Source organism: Altererythrobacter sp. MTPC7 (assembly GCF_042851395.1).
Lineage (GTDB): Bacteria > Pseudomonadota > Alphaproteobacteria > Sphingomonadales > Sphingomonadaceae > CAJXSN01.
Map to the genome: position 1 here is coordinate 73,631 of NZ_BTGS01000009.1, position 23,721 is coordinate 97,351.

Sequence of the window (23,721 nt, forward strand, 5' to 3'; positions counted from 1 at the left end):
ATGATACCGATCGAGGAAATCCCTGCCTGCGACGCGGCGCGCTTCGAGGCGGACTATCGGCCGGAATACAGGCCCTATGTCATCCGCGGTCTTGCGGCGCACTGGCCACTGGTCATCGCGGCGAAGTCCAACCCGCAGGTCGCCCTGTCGCTGATTGAGCGCGCCGACACCGGAGTGCCCGCCGACATCATGGTCGCGCCTTCCAGTGAAAAAGGCCGGTTCTTCTACGGCGAGGATATGCGCGGCCTTAACTTCCGCCGCGAGAAGGCGACGCTGACGCAGCTTGCCCGGCAGCTTGTGGCGCTCGCAGGCGAGGACGAGCCGTCCGGAATCTATGCCGGCGCGAGCGACATGGCAGCGCATCTTCCGGAGCTGGCAAGGGACAATCCGCTGCCGCTGACCGAGCCGATGGGCGCCACCGCGCGCATCTGGATGGGAAATGCCACGCAGGTGGCGACGCATTTCGACCTGTCGGACAATTTCGCGGTGGTTGCCGCCGGCACCAGGCGCTTCACGCTTTTTCCGCCCGAAGCCACGCCCCATCTCTATGTGGGCCCGCTCAATATCACCCTGGCAGGGCAGCCCGTCAGCATGGTCGATCCGCTGTCACCCGATCACGAGCGATTTCCGGAGTATCGCAAGGCCGAAGAGATGGCGCTGTTCGCGGATCTGGAGCCCGGCGATGCGATCTACGTTCCCACCCTGTGGTGGCATCATGTAACGGCCAGCGCGCCGATCAACCTGCTGGTCAATTACTGGCACAACGATGCCCGTCGCGGCGGCGGATTCCTGGCTCTCGTGCACGCCATGCTTGCGATCCGCGAACAGCCCGCGGGACAGCGCGAAGCATGGCGGACCTGGTTCGATCACTTCGTGTTCGCAGAGAACGCGCAGCATGCCGCCGACCATATCCCCCTCCATGCGAGGGGCGTGAACGGCCCGGCCTCGCCGGAACGCGACGAACAGATGCGACGCTTTATCCTGCAGGTCCTCTCCGCCTAACCTTCGGGAGCGTAGGCATAGGGGCCGACCACGAGACCCGTGAACAAACCGGCGTGGACAGAGGCAAGCGGTTCGACATTGATTGGCTCGGCGAGCGGTTTCCAGTCGCTTTCCCCGGCAGCGCGCCAGGCCAGCGTCGCCCTGCCTCCGCGTAGTGCAATCCTGATGTCGACCGGCCCGCTGTTGCCAAGCGCCTGCTGGGCCACGATTTCACCGCTGTCCGCCTGATCCGGACCGGTCCGAAGGCGGGCCACCATGCGTCCCTGTTCCTTGCCGAAGGCCAGGAAATGGCTCTCGTCCATGAACGCCAGCAGACCGGCGAACTGACCGGGCCGGTCGGGCGCAAAGTCGACGCGGGTCACGATATCGGCGGAATGATGACGCAGGCGGCGACCGGTGAAGGCCGGCTTGCCGCGGCTTCCGGCCGCATCGCTACCGGGAATCAGGTACAAGGCGCCGCCGTCCGTATCGACGACGACCTGCTGCTGCATCGGGGGTGTGCGAAGCCCGATCCATTTGCCCGACAATGGCTCGCGGAAATCCTCGCGCCAGCGGGTGAATTCGTCGCCTTCGCCGCGCGGCAGGTCCGGCCGCGCCAGCTCCATCGGCACCGCTTCTCCGGTGTCGAGGAAGCGTGGCCAGCCTTCTCGCCATTCCAGTGGCAGAAGAAACGTCTCGCGCCCGAGCAAGGTCGATTGCCCCGCAAAAGGCCGGGTGGCGAGAAACACGCCCCACCAGCTGCCATCATCCAGCTTCACGATATCAGCATGTCCGGTCGCCTCCACCCGATCGGGCCGGTCCGGTGGCAGGTCGCGCTGGGTCAGGATCGGGTTGAACGGCCCGGGTACATAGGGCCCGGTAAGCTCGCGCGAGCGGTAGATGGTCTGCGAATGCTGGTCGGCCGTGCCGCCCTCGGCCGTCAGCAGGTAATACCAGCCATCGACCCTGTAGATATGCGGACCTTCGGCCCAGATCGGATTCGTCGAAGGGTCGACCCCGCCATCAACCAGCAGTGTGCGTTCGTCCATGACCTGCATGGAATCCATGTCGAATTGCTGGATCCAGATGGCGCGGTGGCCTTCGTATCTCGGCTCTCCGGGTGGCGCATCGTTATAGGTGATCCATGCCGTCCCGTCCTCGGCGAAGTAGAGCGAAGGGTCTATGCCGCCGAAATTAAGCCAGGTCGGATCGCTCCACGGGCCCGCCGGGTCGTCCGCGGTGATGACGAAATTGTCTCCGCATTCAATACAGGTATTGACGATCCAGAAACGGCCATCGTGATGCGTTATGGCCGGGGCGAAGAGGCCCCGGTTCACGCCCAACCCCGAAAAATCGACCTGACCGGGCCGATCGATGGCATTGCCGATCAGGCGCCAGTTGACGAGATCTGTGCTGTGCAGGATCGGCAGGCCCGGAAACCAGCTGAAGGTGGAAGTGACGGCATAGAAATCGTCCCCGACCCGGACGATCGAGGGATCAGGGTGGAAACCGGGAATGACCGGATTGCGGAACATCTTTGGCGAAGCCGCCTCCCGCTCGTCGATTGCGGAATATTCCATGTAGTCGAATGTAGCGGTCGGACCGGCAAGTGCCCCCTGCGATAGGGATGCCAACAGCAACGCACCCGCGCCCAAAATCGACTTGGTCATCATCGTCCCCCAATGCTCTACGAAGAGCTGTCCGCATTCGGACTTGTTTGCAGAATTTCCGCACCCTATGGTAGCGCTATCAAACGGGAGGGCAAGAGCCGATAATGGCCGATACGATTCAAGATAGCATGCCGGCAGATTACATGCGCGGCCATTTCATCGGGCGTGCGCAGTCGCCGTCCGGACCGTGCGTCGTCACGATCGAAAACGGTATCCTGCATGATCTCACGCAGCAGGTCGCGACCGTGTCCGGTGCTCTCGGCCGCCGCATACTGACCGGTGGAGAGGTCATGGGCCCGGTAACGGACGGCCTGCCCGAAGGATGGAGCCTGCTTGCACCTATTGACTTGCAGTGCATCAAGGCGAGCGGCGTGACCTTCGCCCTGTCGGCAATCGAGCGCGTTATCGAGGAACGCGCGAGGGGTGACGCTGGCAAGGCGTCCGAAATCCGTGCGCAGCTGGAAGACACGATCGGTTCGGGCATCCGCTCGGTCGTGCCGGGCTCCGATGCGGCAGACCAGCTGAAAGCCGCGCTCATCGAACAGGGCATGTGGTCGCAATATCTGGAAGTCGCCATCGGGCCCGATGCGGAAATCTTTTCCAAATCGCCGGTCCTGTCGTCCGTCGGTCACGGCGCGCTGATCGGCGTCCGCTCCGATTCCGACTGGAACAATCCCGAACCCGAGGTCGTGCTGGCCTGCGACGCGCGCGGCGAGGTGCTGGGCGCCACGCTCGGCAACGACGTCAACCTGCGCGATTTCGAAGGACGCTCGGCGCTCCTCCTGTCCAAGGCGAAGGACAATACCGCCAGTTGCTCCATCGGACCGTTCATCCGATTGTTCGACGACACGTTCACGCTGGACGACGTTCGCCGCGCCGAGATAGAGCTGACGATCGACGGCCCGGAAGGCTACCGCCTGGAAGGGCGCAACGACATGGCCCAGATCAGCCGCGATCCGCTGGACCTGGTGGGCCAGTGCCTGTCGGAACATCACTATCCCGACGGCTTCGTAATGTTTTGCGGCACTCTGTTCGCGCCGACCCAGGACCGCGACAAGCCGGGTGCCGGTTTCACTCACAAGGTCGGCGACGTGGTCACCATTCGCTCCGACAAGCTCGGCGCGCTGACCAACACGGTCACGACATCGCGGGATGCGCCTGCGTGGGAAATGGGGTTTGCGGCCTTTGCGAGAAACTTGTCGGAGCGCGGCCTGATCGACAGGATTTGAGCGCTGCAATTACTTGAGCATCGACGAAACGAATGAAACGGGACGGGGAATTTATCTGATGGCGCATCATGGCGGCACGGCCGTGCACACAGCGCATTATCCGAGCCTCGAGGGCCGCAAGGTCATCGTCAGTGGCGGCGGTTCGGGCATTGGCGAAGGGCTTGTCGAAGCGTTCGCGCGGCAGGGCGCAGCCGTGGCCTTCGTCGATATCCTCGACGATCCGAGCGAAAAGCTGGCGGAGCGTCTGTCCGACGCACCGATCGCTCCGCTCTTCAAGATTTGCGACGTGACCGATTGCGAGGATTACGGTGACAAGATCCTGCAGATGATAGAGCGGCTGGGCGGCTGCGACGTGCTGGTCAACAATGCGGCCAGCGATGATCGCCACTCGATCGAGGATGTCACGCCGGAATATTGGGACGCCCGGATGGCCGTCAACCTGAAGCACCAGTTCTTCGCGGCGAAAGCGGTGGTCGGTGCCATGAAGGACGCCGGGGGAGGTTCGATAATCAATATGGGATCGATCAGCTGGCACCTCGGGCTGGAGGACCTGGTCGTCTACCAGACCGCCAAGGCAGCGACCGAGGGTCTGACGCGCAGCATGGCCCGCGAACTTGGCCGCGACAATATCCGTGTGAACACGGTAATCCCTGGCAATGTGAAGACCCCGCGCCAGATGAAATGGTATTCGCCCGAAGGCGAAGCCGAAATCGTCGGCGCGCAATGCCTCGATGGCCGGATACAACCGGCAGACATCGCCGCAATGGTCCTGTTCCTTGCATCCGACGATGCGCGCTTTTGCACCGCCCACAATTACTGGGTCGATGCCGGCTGGAGATAGCGATGCAAATACGCCAGGTTCTGTCTGCCGATGCCAAGCTGGGCGAAGGCGTTCTGTGGGATGCGGCGCGCGGGATCGTGTGGTTCGTCGATATCAAGCGGCACCGCCTGTGGCATTACGACCCGGCCACCGGGAGCAACGCGCATAGCGAAGCGCCCGGCCAGATCGGATGGGCGATTCCGGCCGATAACGGCCTGCTGCTGTGCGGATTGCAGGACGGGCTCTACACGTTCGATCCGGAAACAGAAGTTTTCGAGAAGCTGGCCGATGTGCCGGGTGAACGGGCGGACAACCGTCTCAACGATGCCTGCACCGACCCATGGGGGCGCGTCTGGTTCGGGTCGATGGACGATAGCGAAAAAGACGCCTCCGGGCGGTTCTATGTCTTCGACCGGGGCGACATCCGCCCGGCCGGCCCCGCCGGCATCACGATCACGAACGGGCCGGCCGTCAGCGCGCAGGGCGACAGGATCTATTTCACCGACACCACCGCGCAAAAGATCATGGTGGCCGACCTCTCCCCATCCGGTGTGGGCGAGGCGCGTCCCTTCGCGGATACCGGGGCGCTGTTTCCGGGCGCCTATCCCGACGGCCCCGTGGTCGATGCCGAGGACCATGTGTGGACCGGCCTTTACCTGGGCGGCCGGGTCGCCCGCTTTACGCCCGATGGCGATCTGCAGCAGGAAATCGCGATGCCGGCGCGCGACATCACGAAGATGGCGTTCGGGGGCGCGGATTTCCGCACCGCTTATGTGACCAGCGCGACGAAAAACATGGAGCCTGAGGACATGAAGCAATTCCCGCAGGCCGGTAGCCTCTTTTCCTTCGATGCGCCCGTGGCAGGGTTCGCACAGGCAAGCGTGAAGCTGTGATGCGGCGTCCTGCCGTTGCCCAGGCTATTGGCCTTCTCGCGATGCTCACCCCGGGCATGGCCCTTGCCGCCCCTACGCTCGGCCCGGCCTATGGCGATGCGATGGTGCTGCAACGCGGCGAACCCGTCGTCCTCGCCGGAACGGCGGAGCCGGGCAGCACGGTCAGCGCGCGCATGGCTGGAAATACCGGCGAGGCGGAAGTGGCTGCAGACGGGAGTTTCACTCTTACCCTGCCCGCGCTGCAAGCCTCGACCGATGGCCGCGATCTTACCCTTTCGAATGACACGGGAAGCACGGTCTACCAGGATATTTTGATAGGCGACGTGTTCCTTTGCTCCGGCCAGTCGAACATGGAACTGCCGGTGTCGCGGGCGCTCGACACGTCGAACCAGCTTCGCCTGGCGGCCGACGATGCGATCCGGCTTCTCAAGGTTGCGCAAGCTACCGCATCTTCCCCGCAGGACACCCTTGCGGGCGATCCGGCCTGGAAGCCGGCGGACCGTGACAGCGTGGCGGAATTCTCCGCTGCCTGTTTCTACATGGCGAAACAATTGCGCGCCGAAAGCCCTGCCGTGCCGGTCGGGCTGATCCATTCCAACTGGGGCGGCAGCGCGGCAAGGGCATGGCTGTCCCCGGCGGGCATCGGCGTGCTCTACGGCGACGAGCCGCTGGAACTATTGCAAACCTACGACCGGGACCCGCTGGCCGCGACCCGGCAATTCGTACCGCAATGGTTCGCGTGGTGGAGGGCGCAGGACGGCGGGCGGGAACCGTGGACCGATACCGCCATGCTGGACTGGCAGCCGATCCCGAAATTCTCGTTCTGGAACGAGTGGGAAGGAACTGCGCTCGCCAGCGAACCCCGGGCCAATGTCTGGCTTCGCCAGACCGTCACCCTGACCGCACGGCAGGCGGAACAAGGAGGGACGCTGTCGATCGGCGCGATCGACGATCTGGACCTGACCTTCGTCAACGGCCGGCCGGTCGGCTACACCTTCGGCTGGGGTGTGGAGCGGACCTATGAGATACCCGCAGGCACCATGCAGGCGGGCGAGAACGAAATCCTGATCGCAGCGAATAACATGTGGGACACCGGCGGTTTCTTCGCTGGCCCCGACCGCCTGTCCTACCGCCCCGAAGGCGGCGACCCGATCCCGCTGGGCGCGGACTGGGAATATGCGCTAACCGACGTGACCGGAGCTCCGCCGCGCGCTCCGTGGGATGCCAATGCCGGGCTCGGCGTGATGCACAACGCGATGATCGCGCCGCTCGGACCGATGCGACTGGCGGGCGTTGCATGGTATCAGGGGGAAGCGGATGTCGGGCAGGCTGGCTACGATGACCGGCTGCGCGAATTATTTGCCGGCTGGCGCGCGCAATTCGGCAGCCAGGCGAAGATGCTGGTCGTGCAGTTGGCCGATTTCGGAGAACGGCAATCCCGGCCGGGCGAATCCGCCTGGGCGCAGCTTCGGCAAAGCCAGCTGGATGCCGCGGCGGGGGATGCCAATGCCGTCTTGGTGAGCGCCATCGATATAGGCGAGCCGACCGACATCCATCCCGCCAACAAGAACGACCTGGGCAAGCGGCTGGCCATGGCGCTGGGCGCGCCAATGCCCATGCCCGAAAGCGCCGTGCGAGACGGCGATTGGGTCACTCTTCGCTTCAGCGGGATCGAGGGAGAATTGCAGGCGCAGGGGGGACCCTACCCGCTCGGCGTGGAACTTTGCGGCGATGCTGCGGGCACTTGCCGGTGGGCGATCCCCAGCATTCGCGGCGACTCACTGCTGGTGCCGGTTCCGGCCGGTTCGGAAGCGCGGCGCATCCGTCATGCGTGGGCCGATGCGCCGATCGTCAATCTCTATGACGGCCGCGGCGTGCCTGTTCCCGGCTTCGAGATAGAAGTCGATAGTGCAGATTGATCGTCGAACGATGCTGGCGGGGGGCGCTGCGTCCCTCGGGCTTGCAGCAATGCCCGCCTGCGCCTCGCTGAAGCCGCCGATACCTCAGAGCTTCGTCACACGAGAGGGTACGAGTTTCGTTCGGGCAGGGCGGCCCTATCGCATCGTCGGCGCGAACATGTGGTACGCGGCATGGCTTGGTGCCGATGCCCCGTTCGGGGATCGCCAGCGCTTGATCCGCGAACTCGATCGCCTTCAGGCTATTGGCATCAACAATCTGCGCATCATGGCCGCAGCAGAGGAAGGCCCCCTGCGCAACTCCATCAAGCCCGGCTTCACGTCCGGGGACGGAACGTCGAACATCGCGCTGGCAGAAGGGCTGGACTTCACGCTTGCGGAAATGGCGAAGCGCGGCATGACCGCGGTGCTGGTGCTGTCGAACTTCTGGGAATGGTCCGGCGGGCTGCAAACCCTGCTCTATCGCACTACGAACAGATACATGGACATGGGCGATCCGGTTCATCCATGGCCCGCTTTCGCCGATGTGACCGCAGCATTCTATGCCTCTCCCGAAGCAATGAGGCTTTACCGGGAACACGCCCGCGACATCCTGACGCGCCGCAATTCGGTGACAGGCACGCCCTATCGCGCCGATCCTGCCATCATGAGCTGGCAGCTCGCCAACGAGCCCCGGCCCGGCGGGAGCGACAGCGCCATCGCGCGCTACCGCTCGGCCTATCTCGACTGGATCGGGTCGACCGCCGCCATGATCCGGTCCCTGGCCCCGGACCAGCTCGTCTCGCTGGGGCAGGAAGGGACGCAGGCGACCAATGGCAGCCGCGACCTCGTGGTGGAGGCGCATGAACCGGTCGACTATGTCACGGCGCATATCTGGCCGCTCAACTGGAGCTGGGTTGACGGGGACGATTTGCCGGGCACCTGGCCCGAAGGGAAGACCAAGGTGGAAGCCTATCTCGGCGAACATACGCAGCTTGCAGCCCTGATGGGCAAGCCCCTGCTGGTCGAGGAATTCGGTTTTCCCCGCGATGCGGAAAGCTACGCGCCGGACACTACGACCGAATTCCGGCAGCGCTATTACCGGACGATCTACGACGCGGTGGAGCGGAGCTGGGCCGAAGGGGGTCCGCTCCAAGGCAGCAATTTCTGGGCCTGGAACGGCGAGGCACGTGCCGTCCACGAGGACTTCCGCTTCATGGACGGCGACCGGGCCTATATGGGCGACCCGCCGCACGAGCCCCAGGGATGGTACGGACTCTTCGACACGGACAAGGCCATGCTCGATCTGGTACGGGCTCACGCGCAGAGAAGCTGCCTGGGCGCAGGGGAAGCTTGCACACCCTGATTAGCCACAGACGCAATCTCTACCCGTAACGCGGCGGCGCCTTTACCTAGTGGTTATGGCGCGGCAGCTTCCGGCTCGTGCCGCGATATTTGAGTGCGAAGTCCATCACCCCGCCTTCGCCCAATTGGCCCGTCTTCTCGCGGAACAGCTCTTCCCACGGCGTATTGCTTTCCGGATAGTCCGGAGCCGGTTCGTCGGCCTGACGACGGGCGATCTCCGCATCCTCGACCAGCGCGTTGCAGGTCCGCTCGTTCAGGTCGACCCGGATGATGTCTCCGGTCCGCAGCCACGACAGGCCGCCACCAACCGCACTTTCGGGCGAAACGTTGAGAATGGAAGGACTGTCGCTGGTGCCCGACTGCCGCCCGTCGCCCAGCGTGGGGAGCCATTGCTTGCCCTCACGGATCATTGCGTCGGGCGGCTGCATATTGACGACCTCTGCACTGCCCGGCCAGCCGACCACGCCGGAACTGCGGATGACGAGAATGCAATTGTCGTCGATGCCGAGCGCCGGATCGTTGATGCGGTGATGATAATCGTCCGATCCGTCGAACACCACGGCGCGCGCTTCGAACACGTTTTCCTCGCCCGGGCGGGACAAGTAACGCTGGCGGAATTCCTCGCTGATGACCGAAGTCTTCAGGATCCCGAAGTCGAACAGATTGCCGCGCAGGACCATGAAGCCCGCCTTTTCCATCAGCGGATCGGTGAAGGGCCGGATCATCTCGCGGTCCGGGCTTTCGCGCCCGGCGAGATTTTCGGCCATCGTCGCACCCGTGCAGGTCAGGCAGTCGCCATGGAGCCGGCCCGCCTGAAGCAACTCCCACATCGCCGCCGGGACGCCTCCTGCGCGGTGGAATCGCTCCCCCAGATATTCGCCCGCCGGCTGCATGTTGACCAGCAACGGCAGGTCGTAACCATGGGTCTGCCAGATATCGGTTTCGAGCTGGACCCCGGCATGCGCGGCCATCGCCTGAATGTGCGGCTGCGCATTGGACGACCCGCCGATCACGCTGACTACGGCGACTGCGTTCTCGAAGGCTTCGCGCGTCAGGATGTCGGACGGCTTGCGGTCGGCAAGGACCATTTCGACGATTTGCTGCCCGGTGCGGTAGGCCGTCTGCCCGCGCTCCCGGTAAGGGGCGGGTATCGCCGCGCAGCCCGGAAGCGACAGTCCCAGCGCTTCTGCCACCGCATTCATCGTGCTGGCCGTTCCCATCGAATTGCAATGGCCTGCGCTGGGCGCGCTACCCGTGGCGCGGTTCAGGAATTCCTCCTCGTCGATTTCGCCTGCCGCAAGCTTGCGGCGGCTGCGCCAGATGACCGTGCCGGACCCCACCAGTTCGCCCTGGTGCCAGCCGTCCAGCATCGGCCCGCCGGAAAGGACGATGGCCGGGATGTCGACCGTGCTGGCCGCCATGATCTGGCTGGGCGTCGTCTTGTCGCAGCCGGTCGTCAGCACCACCCCGTCGATCGGATAGCCATTGAGCAGTTCGACAAGCCCCAGATACAGCAGGTTGCGGTCGAGCGCGGCCGTCGGGCGGCGGCAGTTTTCGAAGATGGGGTGGACCGGGAATTCTATCGGAATGCCGCCGGCATCGCGGATTCCGTCCCGCGTGCGCATCGCCAGATCGATATGGATCCGGTTGCAGGGCGACAGGTCGCTACCCGATTGCGCGATACCGATGATAGGCTTGCCACTGCGCAATTCCTCCGGCGTGACGCCGTAATTCATGAAGCGCTCCAGATAGAGCGCGGTCATGTCCATCCGGTCGGGATTGTCGAACCAGTCGCGCGACCGCAGACGGCGTGTGCCTCGGGTGTTTGTCATGTATTCTCGGCTGGCTTCTTGAAGGAGGATACGAGACCCGGTCCGGCATCGGAATTGCGCCGGATCAGCTTGTAAGGAAGCGTCACCTGTTCCGCCGATCCGCGGCCCGTGCGAGGCTTTTGCTTGGAAATCCGGGAGATCATCGAAACCGCCTGGGCGGTCATTTCCCGAATGGGTTGCCGAACGGTCGTAAGTTCCGGCCAGATCGAGCTTGCAAGCTCGGTATCGTCGAAACCGCAGACGGTGATATCATTGGGCACGTCGAGATGCCGCCGGTGCGCCATCGCGACGGTGGCGGCGGCCATGTCGTCATTGGATGCGAAAATGGCCGTGGGCCGCTCCGTCAGGGCAAGCAGGCGCTCTGCTGCCACCATTCCCGATCGATAGGTAAACTGGCCCTGGGAAACGAGGTTGTCGTCGACGTCGAGCCTCGCATCGGTCATCGCAGCACGATAACCCTGCAGGCGGCGTTCACTGGCAACCTGCTCCGGATTGCCGACGATGAAGGCGATCCTCTCGTGACCCAGCCCGATAATGTGCCGGGTCATATCATAGGCTGCCTGGTATTCGTCGATCAGAACCGCGCCGTGAGAACCATCGGCGCGGCCCGGTCCAACCGCAATTGCAATACCCCCGGAACCCTTGATCTGGTCGAGGACCCGTTGGTCGTCGCAGAGCGGCGGCGGGAGGATGAAGCCTTCGACGCCCCCGTCGATCAGCTTGCGGATGAGCGCATCGCTTTCCGGCACCGTTTCGCAGCTTTGCACCAGCAGGTGGATATCGCGGCGGCTCGCCTCTTCCAGCGCACCCATGAGGAATTCGCTGAGATAGGAGGCGGAAGGATTGTCGAACAGCAGCGCAATCCTGAGCTGGGCGCCACCGGCGAGCGAGCGAGCTGCCCGGTTGGGAATATAGTTCAGTTTCTCGATCGCGCTCAGCACCTGTTCTCGCGTGCCGTCGCGGACATTCGTCTCGCCATTTATGACACGGCTGACCGTCATCGGTGAACAGCGGGCTTCGGACGCGACGTCGGCAATCGTCGGGGCTGCGTTTCCGCGCCTCGATGCGCGCTTTCTTGTCGGCCGCGCGACGGATTCAGATGCACTCATGCACGCCGCCATAACGCGCGGGGAGCGCTATCAGCAAGGTTCTTCATTGGCCGGGTGCTTCGGGAAATTCGAGCGAGCGATAGTGTTCGAGATCATGCTCCGGCGCGCGGGCACCCGGCGGCAGGGCGAGACCGTTTACGGACTGCCAGTACGCGATCGAGGCATCGCGCCACCAGCGCGCCTCCTCCAGCTGGATGGCTAAGTCCGACGCGACCGCTGTATGGCGTTCGTCATCGATAAACGGTGCCAATTTCTCCCAGCCCTGAATTCTCGCCCGAATTTCGAGTTCAGCCCATCCATAGCTCGACACCAGATCTTCCCACAGGGTCCGTCCGCTCTTCATCCGGTGGGCCCACGGTACATGGTGAAACCAGAGAAGGTATTGCTCGTCGATGGTCGCCGGATTCGCCCATTTGGCGGCGATATCGGGCGCATATTGTGACAGCGCATCGGAACCCGACGCCGTCCGGTCGAACCCGATCCCGTTCGCATCGGCGCGGTGGTAATAGCACGGGTTCCACTCGGGCCGGGGAAGGTCGCAAACCCAAGGCGCGGGCCCGTAATGATGTCCGGTCGCCATCAGGTGGGCGAGGCCGAAAGGCGTCATGGTGTCGATCACGGTTTCACGGCTCGTTTCCATCGAGCGCACGATCCGATCGCGTGGTTCCGCTTCGCGCACGAAGGTCTGTGACACCCATTCGCGCGCGATATCTTCGCTGGATAGAGACGGATCCCAGGCGAGCCGGCCAAAAGCGTACCAGTTCCCCTGGTCGAAATGCGTGCCCGTCCAGTTGCGGGCAGAACCTGTGTTGGCAACGCCTGCCATGCCGGCCGGAGCGACGATCTGGGCCACGGTTCCGCCGCGACCGGTCTCGGCGCCCAGCACCTCGGTCCACATCGTGCCGAGATAGACCGCGCCGGTCGCCTGACCCAGATATTCGCGCGTGACCTGCAGTTCCAGAATCAGCTTCGTATCGGGCATCGCGCCGAACATCGGATGAAAGGGTTCGCGCGGCTGGAAATCGATCGGGCCGTTCTTGACCTGCACTATGACATTTTCGGCAAATTGGCCGTCCAGCGGCACGAATTCGGCATAGGCCTGCTTGGCGCGGTCCGTCTCGTCCTCTTCGGAATAAACGAAGGCGCGCCAGATTACGGTACCGCGGTTCCCCAGCGCCGCCGCCATCATATTGGCGCCATCGGCATGGCTGCGGCCATAATCCTGCGGACCGGGTTGGCCCTCGCTGTTGGCCTTTACCAGAAAGCCACCGAAATCGGGGATGGCGGCATAGAACTCGTCCGCCTTGGCTCGCCACCAGGCAGCGACCGCCGGGTCGAGCGGATCGGCCGTGGCGAGTCCGCCGATGTCCCGGGGCGCGCTGAACCGGGCGGAAACGTACAGCCGGATCCCATAGGGCCGCCAGGCATCCGCCAGCCGCTTCATCTTGGCGATATAACGCGGCTCCAGCATGAATGCGCGCGCATTCACATTGTTCACCACCACGCCGTTGATGCCGATCGACGCGTTGGCACGCGCGTAATCGATCATTCGGCGATCGAGTTTCTGCGGCAGGTGCCACCAATCGAAGATGGACCGCCCGGCATAGCCGCGCTCGACATGCCCATCGGGATTGTCCCAGTGGTTGAGCATCCGCAGCGGCATGACGGGCGCTGAGGCAAGCGCGATATCTTCGAGTGCGCGCCCCATGCCCAGTTCGCGCAGAAGGGCATGGACACCGTAGACACAGCCGATCCGCTCGCCCGCCAGAATTTGCGTCGCATCGCCGATCCGCGAAATGCTGAAGGAGCCGCCGATAGCGATTTCAGGACTTTCGCACTCCAGCACGAAATTCGCCTTTTCGCCGGTTCCGTCCGGGTCCGGTGGACCGGGAATGCCGCGCAATTGCTGCAGTCCGCCGATCAGTTCACGCTTGGCGATCTCGACGGTGGGATCGCCCTCATGGGGTGTTTGCACGAGCGGTTCGACCGCTCGCAGTCGCTCCAGCGCCTCGCCCTCCAATGGCGCGTAGCGCAACCAGAGATCGTAACCATCTTCTGCCTGAACAGGCGGTCCAGCAAGGACCCCTGCAAGCAACGCCGCGAACAACACGGCAAGCCGGTTGACAAGCAATCTCCCTCTCATCATGGTAGCGCTACCACAAAGGGTGCGTCAGTCAAGCCGCACGCATGGGAGAGGGATTTTAGCTATGCATCGTTTCAAGAGGACCGCGCTCGCGTTCGGAGTGTGCCTCGCAGCACTGCAGGTCGCAACTGTGGCACCCGCCGCCGCGCAGGACGTGACCGTCGAACGCGCCATGCAGGATGCGCCGTACTGGAACGCGAACCTGCCGGTCGAACAAAGGGTGGAGGACCTTCTCGCCCGCATGACACTGGAGGAAAAGGTCGCCCAGATCATCACGGTATGGGACAGCAAGGGCGATATCCAGGGCGAAGACGACGTCTTCGATCCGGCAAAGGCCGCTGCCAAATATCCCGACGGCATCGGCCAGATCGCCCGTCCTTCCGACAGGCTTGGCCCCTCCAGCCCGCGCGAGGTCCCGCGCCGCAGTATCGAAGACAGCATCCAGTATGTCATCGATGCGCAGAAATGGGCGATGGAGGAAACACGTCTCGGTATTCCCATCCTGTTTCACGAAGAATCGCTTCACGGTTTCGCGGCGAAGGATGCAACGGCCTTCCCGCAATCCATCGGCCTTGCCAGCACCTGGGACCCCGATCTCATCCGCGAGATCAACGACCTGATTGCCGGTGAGGTGCGTGCGCGCGGCGTCCACCTGGTCCTCTCCCCGGTTGTGGACGTCGCGCGCGATCCGCGATGGGGCCGGATCGAGGAGACGTTCGGCGAGGATCCCTATCTCGTCGGCGAAATGGGCGTTGCCTCGGTCGAGGGGCTGACGGGTATCGGGACGGACCGCACGCTGCGCGATGGGCAGGTGATGGCCACGCTCAAGCACATGACCGGGCACGGCCAGCCGGAAAGCGGCACCAATGTCGGACCGGCGCAGATCAGCGAACGCACGCTGCGCGAAATGTTCTTCCCGCCGTTCGAACAGGTGGTGACCCGCACCGCCATCGACGCGGTGATGGCAAGCTATAACGAGATCGACGGCATTCCCTCGCACTCCAACAGCTGGCTGCTGAACGATGTCCTGCGCGGCGAATGGAACTATCAGGGCGCGGTGGTGAGCGACTATTACGCGATCGAGGACCTGGCGCGGCTGCACCAGATCGTGCCCGATTATACTGCCGCAGCCGAACTGGCGCTGAATTCCGGCGTCGATGTCGACCTGCCCGAAGGTGCAGGCTTCGTGAACCTGGTGGAAAGTGCGCAGGCCGGCCGGGTGTCGATGGCCGCCATCGATACCGCCGTGCGGCGCTTTCTGACGATGAAGTTCAACGCAGGCCTGTTCGACAATCCGTGGCCCGACATGGCCACCGCGATGACGTCCAACGGTGCTGAAGGCGTGGCTCTTGCCCGCAAGGCCGCGGAAAAATCGCTCGTCCTGCTGAAAAACGACGGCGTGCTTCCCCTCGCCCTGCCCGAGGGGGTCGCCGACAGGCCGACGATCGCGGTGATCGGCCCCAATGCCGATGTCGCGCGCCTCGGCGGCTATTACGGTGAGCCGCGCGCCAGCGTCACCCCGCTGGAAGGCATTCGCGCATTGGTCGGCAACCGCGCCAATATCGTCAGCTCGCTGGGCGTCGAGATTACCAAGGGCGACGATGACTGGTGGGACGACACCGTCGAACTGGGCGACCCGGCCGAAAACCGCCGCCGCATTGCGGAAGCGGTCGAGGTAGCACGCGGAGCCGATACCATAGTGCTGTTCATCGGCGATACCGAGAAGACCAGCCGCGAAGGCTGGGCTCCGGGCCATCTGGGCGACAGGACCAGCCTCGACCTTGTGGGCGAGCAGAACGAACTGTTCGCGGCGATGAAGGCGCTGGGCAAGCCGGTCGTCGTGGTCCTCGTCAACGGCCGCCCGCCGAGCTATCCGACCGTAGCCGAAGAGGCCGATGCCATTCTGGAAACCTGGTATGCCGGCGAGCAGCAGGGCACGGCCATCGCCGATGCGCTGTTCGGGCGAATCAATCCCGGCGGGAAGATGCCGGTGACCACCGCCCGCAATGTTGGCCAGGTCCCCAATTTCTACAATTACAAGCCGAGCGCGCGGCGCGGCTACCTGTTCGACGAGGTGACGCCGCTGTTCCCGTTCGGACACGGCCTGTCCTACACCTCGTTCGAACTGGGCGCCCCGGTGCTGTCGGCAGCGAGCATTCCGGCCGGATCGGGCGTTACCGTGCGCGTGCCGGTGACCAATACCGGCGACATGGCGGGCGACGAGGTGGTGCAGGTCTATCTGCGCGACGTCATCAGCTCCGTCACTCGCCCGGTGAAGGAACTTGCCGGTTTCCAGCGCGTGACGCTGCAGCCGGGCGAAACGCGGCAGGTCGATATCGCGATCGAGCCCCGCTCGCTGATGCTGTGGAACCGCGACATGGAACGCGTCATCGAACCGGGTGAATTCACCGTCATGGTGGGCACCAGCTCGGTCGACCTGCAGGAGACCACGCTCACGGTGACGCCGTGAACCTCCACCGCCGCGGAGCGCTGGCGCTGCTGGCCGGGGGCAGCCTTTCGGCGCTTGCCCTCGCCCAGCCGGGCGTGGCCCTGGCGCAGGGAGCGCCGCTCTACCGCAATCCGGCAGCCCCGGTCGCGGCACGGGTGGCGGACCTGATGGCGCGCATGACGCTGGAGGAAAAGGTCGCCCAGATCCGCACTGCTTGGGCGGCGAAGGGCGACATGATCGACGAACTGGCCTTCAGTCCGGAGAAGGCCAGAGCCGCCTTTCCCGACGGTATCGGCCATGTCACACGTCCGAGCGACAAACGCGGCGTGCCCGGCATATCGGGCGCAGCGGGCGGCACCGCGGCTCGCTGGCGCACGCCCGAACAGACCGTCGATTTCATCAATGCCCTTCAGCGCTGGGCGCTGGAGGACACGCGCCTCGGCATTCCCGTCTTGCTGCACGAGGAATCGCTTCACGGCTACATGGCGACAGAGGCGACCATGTTCCCGCAGGCCATTGCCCTCGCTGGCAGTTTCGACACCGAGCTTATGCAGCGCGTGCAATCCGTGACCGCGCGCGAGGTCCGTGCCCGCGGAGTGCCGCTGGTACTGAGCCCGGTGGTCGATATCGTACGCGACCCCCGCTGGGGCCGGATCGAGGAAACATGGGGCGAGGACCCCTACCTGGTCGGCGAAATGGGCGTCGCCGCGGTCGAGGGCCTGCAAGGTCCTGGCAAGTTCGAGATGCTGCGTGACGGCAAGGTTTTCGCAACACTCAAGCATATGACCGGGCACGGCCAGCCGGAAGCCGGCAACAACGTCTCCCCGGCCCAATTGTCCGAGCGCGAATTGCGGGAAAATTTCTTCCCGCCCTTCCGCGAGATCGTCCGGCGCACATCCGTCGGAGCCGTCATGCCGAGCTATAACGAGATCGACGGGATGCCGAGCCATGCCAATACCTGGCTGCTGGGCGATATCCTGCGCGGCGAATGGGGGTTCGACGGCGTCATCGTGAGCGATTACGGCGGAGTCCACGAACTAGCGACGCTGCACAAGGTGGCGGACGACCTGGAAGATGCGGCGCGGCAGTCGCTGGAAGCGGGCGTCGACAGCGAATTGCCCGAAGGCATGGCCTATGCCGTGCTGCCCGCCGCCATCCGTGCTGGCCGCGTCCCCGAGCGCCTGGTGGACATCGCGTGCGCGCGCATGCTGGCGCTGAAATTCCGTGCCGGCCTGTTCGAGAACCCATTTGGCGACAAGGCGCTGACGGCCCGGATTACCGGCAATGACGAGGCCCGCGCCCTGGCGCTGGAGGCGGCGCGCAAGGGGCTGTGCCTGCTCACCAACAAGAATGATGCGCTGCCGCTCGACCGGGCCACGATGGGCCGGGTCGCAGTCATTGGGCCCAACCATGCGATCGCCCGCCTGGGCGGCTATTCCAGCGTGCCCAAGCAGTCAGTCAGCCTGATCGAGGGTTTGCGGCAGATGGCCCCTAATACTGATTTCGTGACCGCGCAGGGGGTATTCATCACCACCAGCGAAGACCGCTCGCAGGATCTCGTCACCCTCGCCGACCGGGACCGGAATCTTGCCTTGATCGCAGAAGCCGTGGAGACGGCGCGCGGGGCGGACACGATTATCCTCGCCGTCGGCGATACCGAGCAGACGAGCCGCGAAGGTTTCGCCACGAACCATCTGGGCGACCGGACGGACATCGATATCCTGGGCGAGCAGAACGCGCTGGTCGATGCGCTGGCCGCTCTGGGCAAACCTTTGATCGTCGCCGCCTATAACGGACGCCCGCCCAGCTGGCCGAACGTGGTGGAGAAAGCCGACGCCATCCTGGAATGCTGGTATCCGGGGCAGGAAGGCGGGATTGCCGTGGCCGAAGCGCTGCTCGGCGATATCAATCCCGGCGCGAAGCTGCCCGTCACCGTCGTTCGTAACGAAGGGCAAGTGCCCTATTTCTACAACCACAAGCCCAGCGCTCGCCGGGGCTATCTGTTCGATGACAAGGGCCCGCTTTTCCCCTTCGGACACGGGCTGTCCTATACGACGTTCACCATGTCGGCGCCCCGCCCCGCCAAGACCCGCTTCTCGGTAACGGAGCCAATACCGGTTACGGTTGATGTGACCAATACAGGAAGCCGGGTGGGCGACGAGGTCGTTCAGCTTTACATTACTCGCAGCGATGTCTCGGTGACCAGGCCGGTACTGGAGCTGAAGGGGTTCGAACGCGTCACCCTGCAGCCCGGCGAAACGCGCACCGTCGCTTTCACGATCACGCCCGCACAGCTCGCCATCTGGAACCGGCAGATGGAGGAAGCGAACGAGCCCGGGCCCGTGACGTTGTCGGCGGGCAGCAGCAGCGCAAACTTACAATCCGTCGATGTGGAGATCGCTTGAAATGAAAAAGTCCCTGGAGATGTCGCGGCGTACAGCGCTGGCCGGCATTGCGTCCCTGCCGCTTGCTTCCTGCATGGGCGGCGGTGCGTCCGGCATCCTCGCCCCGGCGCAGCCTGCAACCACGGGTGCCGGCCCCGCCGGCTATCCCGTTCCCTCGCTCGACACGATCGCGCAGCGGTCCGGCCGCAGGTTCGGAAGCGCCATCGCCTCGACCCCGGGCCGGACCGCTGCAGGCAGCATCCAGAACCCCCGCTATACCGAACTGATCAAGGCCGAATGCGGCATGGTCGTGGCGGAAAACGAGATGAAGTGGCAAACGGTGCGCCCCGCGCCCGATGTCTACGATTTCGCCCGTATGGACGGCATCGCCGCCTTCGCGCAGGCGAACGATCTTGCCCTGCGCGGTCACACGCTGCTGTGGCATCGGCCGCAATGGTTCCCCGACTGGCTGAACAACTACGATTACGGGGCCAATCCGGTACAGGAGGCGGAGCGCCTGCTCACCGAACATATCCGTACCGTGACCGATCGCTATCGCGGCCAGATCACCAGTTACGACGTGGTCAACGAAGCCATCGACCATGATCGCAACATGCCGATCGAAACCAGCCTGAGCCGTGCAATGGGCAGCCCGGAGGCCGTCCTCGATCTCGCCTTCCATACCGCACGCGAACAGCTGCCGAACGGTCAGCTGGTCTACAATGATTACATGAGCTGGGAGCCTGCTCACATCACGGGAAACAGGCATGTGCCCGACGTGCTGCGACTGCTGGAGGGCTTCCGCAAACGCGGCACGCCGGTCGACGCACTCGGCATCCAGTCGCATATCGAGATGTTCTCCATCGATCCCGCCACCGGTGTGGGCCCCTATGCCGAGCGTGAATGGCGCAGCTTCCTCGACGAGGTGACGGGCATGGGATACCGCTTGCTGATCACCGAATTCGACGTGAAGGACAAGGCGCTGCCCGCCGACATCGCCGCGCGCGATACCAAGGTCGCCGACTTCTCGCGTCGCTACATGGACCTGATGATGGAATACGGCGAACATCTGGACGACGTGCTCGTCTGGGGGATGACCGACCAGTACAACTGGCTGCAATATTTCGATCCCGCGGAACGCGACGACGGTCTCGAAGTGCGCGGCACCCCCTATTCCAGCAATTACGAGCCCAAGCCCCTTCGCACGGCGCTGGCCCGGTCGCTCGCTGGCTGAACACGGCGCAAAGAGGTTCCTGCTGCGGCAGGAATGAAGAACCCCGGTTGGCCCGAAGGTCCGACCGGGGTTTCTTGCATCCCGGGTAGCGCGGGCCACGCGCTTTTCCCCGGCCATGTGCAGGAGCTGGCTGCGCAACGGAAAAGGCCGCCCCACCCGAAGGTGGGACGGCCCGTTCTTCAACCCCAGGGAGGATGGGGTCAGAAATTGCCCCTGACAATGAGCGAGAAGCGGCGGTCGTTCATGAAGAACGAGCGCGGTGCCAGCACATCGGGGTCGCCCGTATAGGCCTGTGTGGTCTTGGTCACTTCGTTGAGCAGGTTCACGCCCTGCACACCGACCCGGAGGCGGTCGTTCACATTGAAGAAGATCGATGCGTCCAGTTGCCCCGTCGGCTCGTTGAAGATCGAGTAATACGGGAAGATCACGTCCGATGCGGTGAGCAGGAAGCGAGACCGCCAGTTGTAGGTCGCCCTCAGAGAAATCGGTCCTTTCTCGTAGAAACCGGCAACGTTGTAATTGTGCTTGGACAATTGCTCCAGCGGCAGGTTTCCAGGCGGAACCGTCGACGGTGTCACCGGCGCGCCTGTGTTGAGGAAGGTGTTGGGCAGGCCTTCGCTATCGATATAGGTGTAGTTCGCCTGCACCCCGAACCCGTCCAGCGGGCTCGGAAGGAAGTCGAAGGTCTGCTGATAGGCGACCTCGAAGCCCTTGATCTTGCCTTTCCCGTCGAAGTTCGCCGGTCCGCGGACGGTAACGTCGCGCGTCTCGCCGCTGGCATTTGAAATCGTCTCCTGCCGGATCGACTGGAAGAAGAAGTTGTCGATTTCCTTGTAGAAGCCGTTCAGCGTCAGCGACCCTACCCGCGCGAAATACCATTCCAGCGAAGCATCGAACTGCCATGCAGTCGCGGGCAGAAGGGTCGGATCACCGGCATTGCCGGTGAAGTTACCCGAGGTATCGATGCTCGATGTGAAGTAGTTGCGAATGTAGCTGTTTTCCGGGCGGGTCAGCACCTTCGACCCTGCAAAGCGCAGGATCAGATCGTCCGACAGCCCAAACTTCAGGTTCATGCTCGGCAGGAAGTAGTCGTAGGTGTTCTTGACCGTGTTAAACTGGAAGCTGCCATCGGCAAAGTCCTGCAGCGCCTCGTAGGCGTCCTGGCCCAGCGTACAGATCCCGCCCGGCCTGACCTGCCCGCCACCCAGTTCCGCCGGCCGGTCGCGTGGCTGACAGCGGACGTCGAACGGATCGGCGATATTGAGGGATGCTGCCGAACCCGGCCCGCGCGAGCTCGATGAACGCACAGTCGTCGTGACGTAACGCACACCGGCATTGCCGGAGAAGCGCACGCCGCCGAACATGTCGTCGCTGCCGAAGCGCACCATCGCGTAAAGCGCGGTGTCGTCCTGTTGCACACGCTGGATGTCCGACGGCAGGAACGGGCTTCCGCCGACGGTACCGTCGCGGCCCGCTAGCGGAACCCAGGTGGGTCCGCCGCCAAGTTCGCGGGCACGGTCCTGGATCGTCTGGAAATAGGCGACCGATTCGTCATATCCATCCGTCAGGTCGCCATCGTAATAGAAGGCGCCCGGAGGAGCCGGCACTTCGCCGCGGAAGAAGTTCGGAAAGTCGTACCGCGCCTGGTTGCCGTCATCCGCGGTATCGCCGAAATTGACCGGCCGGGATCCCGACCACGTTTCGCTGAGCATGCCCCAGTTGTAGGTCGTGTAACGCACCGTCTGGTCGCGGGTCTGGAACCGTGCGCCGAGCTTCACCTCGCGAAGGAAGGCGTATTCGTCGATGTCGTAGGTGGTATCCAGGGCGAAGGCGAACTGGTCGCCCTTGCTTTCCTCGATGTGGTCCATCGCCGCGCGCCAGAACTGGAAACGCGGGTCGTTGAAATATTCCTCTTCGGTGGCATTGGCCAGCGCCTCGCCCGGGGTCGACCAGACATAACCCAGATATTGCGGCTTGCGCGGGATGATGCTCGGATACTCGCCCGAAATATCGAGTTCCTGGTCGGCAAAGTTCGAACCGAAAACGCTGAAATCGACATTTTCCTTCTTCGACGTCGCATATTGCGCATCGAGCTCGATGTTCAGCTTCTCGGTCAGCTGGTGCTGCAGGTTGAGGCTGTAATCCTGGTTGGTCGTTTCATCGTCCACTTGCCGGCGTGCCAGCGAATATTGCGAACCGCCGATCGGCACGAACGGCGAAGCACCCGGATCGCCGCGCCAGCCATTGCTGACATCGGTGATATACCCCGACTGGAACAGTCCGCTTTCGTCATAGACATAATCGGTGAAGCCACCGACCGGACATTGCGCGCGCGGCGGCGTTTCGTCGTCCGGATTGATCGCACCATTGCTGTCTCGGACCGGCGGACCGTCGGCATTCTGCAGGCAGCCGACCGGGAAAGTCGAATATTCGGACAGATCGGGTGCGGCTTCGTAAGTGTATTCGCCCCAGTCGTTCGTCGTGTGGGAGCGAATGAATTCCGCCGTCAGCAGCGTGCGCTCATCGATGCTTTCCCACTGGCCCGAAATCGCGAAACCGTCGCGCTTGCGATTGAATTCCTGCGTGCGGAACTGGCCACCGACCGGTGCCACGCGCGAGTCTGCATAATCTGCAAAACCGTCGGCGCCCGGTGTGCCCAGGTCGTCGCAACCGGCGCCCGGCGGCGGCAGGGTCAGGCTGTCGGCTGCGGAAGGCAAGCGGGTGCGGCAGATCAGACGGTCGGCCGTGTTCGCGGCAGCGACCAGCTGGCCGTCACGCGTCTGGTAGTTGGCGATCTGGATGCCGTCGGCCCGGCTCTTGACCTGCGAAAAGGATCCGCTGACCAACAGGCCGAAGCGTCCTGCATCGGTGTCCCAGGTATTGCTGACGAGCAGCGACCCCGTCGGACTCCATTCCTCGGCAAAATCGGAATAGTTCGCTTCCGCGCCAAAACCGATGTGGAAGCCGTCCCGATCGAAGGCCTTGCGCGTGTTGAGGTTGACCGTACCGGCCAGGCCGCCCTCGATCATGTCGGCGGTCGCATTCTTGCTGATGACGACCGAGCCGAGGAGTTCGGACGGCACGTCGGCAAAGTTCAGCGCCTGACCGCCCACACCTGCTGCAAACGCCGTCCGGCCGTTGAATTCGGAGCGAACGAAGTTCAGGCCGCGCACGACGACGCCGGAGCCTTCGACCGAGAAGTGGTCGGGATCGTTCGATCCGGCAAAACGGTTGATCGCGATGCCCGGCACGCGCTGCAACGCTTCGGTCACCGAGCGATCAGGCAGGGCGCCGATATCTTCAGCCGTGATTGCGTCCACCACCGTGTCCGAATCGCGCTTGATATTCTGTGCATTGGCCAGCGACTGGCGGATACCGCTGACGACGATGACATTTTCGTCGGCCTGACCAACCGCAACCGGATCGCCAGCCTCTTCTTCGGGATTCGCCTCCTGCGCGAAGGCAGCAGCGCTGAACAGTACGCTACCCACCACGAATGCAGATGCGCCGGCCTTCAAAGCATTCTTGAACAGGACCGCCTGCCCGGCATTCCCTCGGTACATGTTGGCCATTCGACCACCCCTCCCATGTTAGCGCTACCACATTATGGTGTGTAGCTTGCTTTTCCTCGACCGTAAGGCTTATCCATCCTTCTCGTGATTGACAAGTCACTAAGTGAAATACGCCTGCAACCTGTTGCAGATTGCCAACAATAAC

General features: G+C 63.7%; 14 protein-coding genes. 9 read left to right on the top strand and 5 right to left on the bottom strand.

Annotated features, from left to right (window positions below; translation table 11 throughout):
* A complete protein-coding gene (locus tag ACGHJ7_RS09630; protein ID WP_390476770.1) occupies positions 1 to 1,002 on the top strand; it encodes a cupin-like domain-containing protein in 1,002 nt (333 codons plus the stop codon).
* Here the strand turns inward: ACGHJ7_RS09630 and ACGHJ7_RS09635 are convergent.
* Positions 999 to 2,654 (bottom strand): family 43 glycosylhydrolase, encoded by a 1,656-nt coding sequence (locus tag ACGHJ7_RS09635; RefSeq protein WP_390476773.1) that lies wholly within the window; start codon positions 2,652 to 2,654, stop codon positions 999 to 1,001. The two genes, ACGHJ7_RS09630 and ACGHJ7_RS09635, sit on opposite strands and share 4 nt — an antisense overlap.
* Before the next feature lie 101 nt (positions 2,655 to 2,755).
* On the opposite strand from ACGHJ7_RS09635, the gene ACGHJ7_RS09640 reads away from it, so the two are divergent.
* From ACGHJ7_RS09640 to ACGHJ7_RS09660, 5 genes are all read left to right on the top strand, one after another.
* The gene (locus ACGHJ7_RS09640; protein WP_390476776.1) at positions 2,756 to 3,880 is read left to right on the top strand and encodes a fumarylacetoacetate hydrolase family protein; all 1,125 of its coding nucleotides are present in this window, start codon (positions 2,756 to 2,758) and stop codon (positions 3,878 to 3,880) included.
* Positions 3,881 to 3,962: 82 nt separating this feature from the next.
* Positions 3,963 to 4,721, top strand: coding sequence for an SDR family NAD(P)-dependent oxidoreductase (locus ACGHJ7_RS09645; RefSeq protein ID WP_390476919.1), 759 nt, complete (start codon positions 3,963 to 3,965; stop codon positions 4,719 to 4,721).
* Positions 4,722 to 4,723: 2 nt separating this feature from the next.
* Positions 4,724 to 5,593, top strand: a complete 870-nt coding sequence (locus tag ACGHJ7_RS09650; RefSeq protein ID WP_390476778.1) for an SMP-30/gluconolactonase/LRE family protein — start codon at positions 4,724 to 4,726, stop codon at positions 5,591 to 5,593.
* Positions 5,593 to 7,512 carry a sialate O-acetylesterase gene (locus ACGHJ7_RS09655; protein WP_390476781.1) on the top strand — a complete coding sequence of 640 codons (1,920 nt, stop codon included), beginning with the start codon at positions 5,593 to 5,595 and terminating at the stop codon, positions 7,510 to 7,512. The genes ACGHJ7_RS09650 and ACGHJ7_RS09655 overlap by 1 nt, the downstream gene beginning before the upstream one ends.
* Positions 7,513 to 7,561: 49 nt before the next feature.
* A complete protein-coding gene (locus ACGHJ7_RS09660) occupies positions 7,562 to 8,854 on the top strand; it encodes a mannanase (protein ID WP_390476784.1) in 1,293 nt (430 codons plus the stop codon).
* 46 nt (positions 8,855 to 8,900) lie between these two features.
* On the opposite strand, the gene ACGHJ7_RS09665 is transcribed toward ACGHJ7_RS09660, so the two are convergent.
* Genes ACGHJ7_RS09665 through ACGHJ7_RS09675 form a run of 3 tightly spaced genes read right to left on the bottom strand, consistent with a single transcriptional unit; the run spans position 8,901 to position 13,940 of the window.
* Positions 8,901 to 10,685 carry an IlvD/Edd family dehydratase gene (locus ACGHJ7_RS09665; protein ID WP_390476787.1) on the bottom strand — a complete coding sequence of 595 codons (1,785 nt, stop codon included), beginning with the start codon at positions 10,683 to 10,685 and terminating at the stop codon, positions 8,901 to 8,903.
* The gene (locus tag ACGHJ7_RS09670; RefSeq protein ID WP_390476790.1) at positions 10,682 to 11,794 is read right to left on the bottom strand and encodes a LacI family DNA-binding transcriptional regulator; all 1,113 of its coding nucleotides are present in this window, start codon (positions 11,792 to 11,794) and stop codon (positions 10,682 to 10,684) included. The genes ACGHJ7_RS09665 and ACGHJ7_RS09670 overlap by 4 nt, the downstream gene beginning before the upstream one ends.
* Positions 11,795 to 11,837: 43 nt before the next feature.
* Entirely contained in the window at positions 11,838 to 13,940 is a 2,103-nt protein-coding gene (locus ACGHJ7_RS09675) for an alpha-glucuronidase (RefSeq protein ID WP_390476793.1), read from the bottom strand.
* 61 nt (positions 13,941 to 14,001) lie between these two features.
* On the opposite strand from ACGHJ7_RS09675, the gene ACGHJ7_RS09680 reads away from it, so the two are divergent.
* From ACGHJ7_RS09680 to ACGHJ7_RS09690, 3 genes are read left to right on the top strand one after another with little or no spacing between them, the layout of a single operon-like run.
* Complete coding sequence (locus ACGHJ7_RS09680; RefSeq protein WP_390476795.1) at positions 14,002 to 16,407, top strand: glycoside hydrolase family 3 N-terminal domain-containing protein; 2,406 nt, start codon at positions 14,002 to 14,004, stop codon at positions 16,405 to 16,407.
* Entirely contained in the window at positions 16,404 to 18,791 is a 2,388-nt protein-coding gene (locus tag ACGHJ7_RS09685) for a glycoside hydrolase family 3 N-terminal domain-containing protein (RefSeq protein WP_390476799.1), read from the top strand. Before ACGHJ7_RS09680 ends, ACGHJ7_RS09685 begins: the two co-directional genes overlap by 4 nt.
* Position 18,792: 1 nt before the next feature.
* On the top strand, positions 18,793 to 20,004 hold the full coding sequence (locus ACGHJ7_RS09690; protein WP_390476802.1) for an endo-1,4-beta-xylanase: 1,212 nt from the start codon (positions 18,793 to 18,795) through the stop codon (positions 20,002 to 20,004).
* 200 nt (positions 20,005 to 20,204) lie between these two features.
* On the opposite strand, the gene ACGHJ7_RS09695 is transcribed toward ACGHJ7_RS09690, so the two are convergent.
* On the bottom strand, positions 20,205 to 23,576 hold the full coding sequence (locus tag ACGHJ7_RS09695) for a TonB-dependent receptor (protein ID WP_390476804.1): 3,372 nt from the start codon (positions 23,574 to 23,576) through the stop codon (positions 20,205 to 20,207).
* Positions 23,577 to 23,721: the final 145 nt, after the last annotated feature.

Bases quoted from the DNA above. Each gene is read 5' to 3' on its own strand.
- ACGHJ7_RS09690 (WP_390476802.1), top strand. From the start codon at position 18,793: ATGAAAAAGTCCCTGGAGATGTCGCGGCGTACAGCGCTGGCCGGCATT.
- ACGHJ7_RS09675 (WP_390476793.1), bottom strand. From the start codon at position 13,940: ATGATGAGAGGGAGATTGCTTGTCAACCGGCTTGCCGTGTTGTTCGCG.
- ACGHJ7_RS09660 (WP_390476784.1), top strand. From the start codon at position 7,562: ATGCCCGCCTGCGCCTCGCTGAAGCCGCCGATACCTCAGAGCTTCGTC.
- ACGHJ7_RS09650 (WP_390476778.1), top strand. From the start codon at position 4,724: ATGCAAATACGCCAGGTTCTGTCTGCCGATGCCAAGCTGGGCGAAGGC.
- ACGHJ7_RS09640 (WP_390476776.1), top strand. From the start codon at position 2,756: ATGGCCGATACGATTCAAGATAGCATGCCGGCAGATTACATGCGCGGC.
- ACGHJ7_RS09630 (WP_390476770.1), top strand. From the start codon at position 1: ATGATACCGATCGAGGAAATCCCTGCCTGCGACGCGGCGCGCTTCGAG.
- ACGHJ7_RS09680 (WP_390476795.1), top strand. From the start codon at position 14,002: ATGCATCGTTTCAAGAGGACCGCGCTCGCGTTCGGAGTGTGCCTCGCA.
- ACGHJ7_RS09635 (WP_390476773.1), bottom strand. From the start codon at position 2,654: ATGATGACCAAGTCGATTTTGGGCGCGGGTGCGTTGCTGTTGGCATCC.
- ACGHJ7_RS09670 (WP_390476790.1), bottom strand. From the start codon at position 11,794: ATGAGTGCATCTGAATCCGTCGCGCGGCCGACAAGAAAGCGCGCATCG.
- ACGHJ7_RS09695 (WP_390476804.1), bottom strand. From the start codon at position 23,576: ATGGCCAACATGTACCGAGGGAATGCCGGGCAGGCGGTCCTGTTCAAG.
- ACGHJ7_RS09655 (WP_390476781.1), top strand. From the start codon at position 5,593: ATGCGGCGTCCTGCCGTTGCCCAGGCTATTGGCCTTCTCGCGATGCTC.
- ACGHJ7_RS09665 (WP_390476787.1), bottom strand. From the start codon at position 10,685: ATGACAAACACCCGAGGCACACGCCGTCTGCGGTCGCGCGACTGGTTC.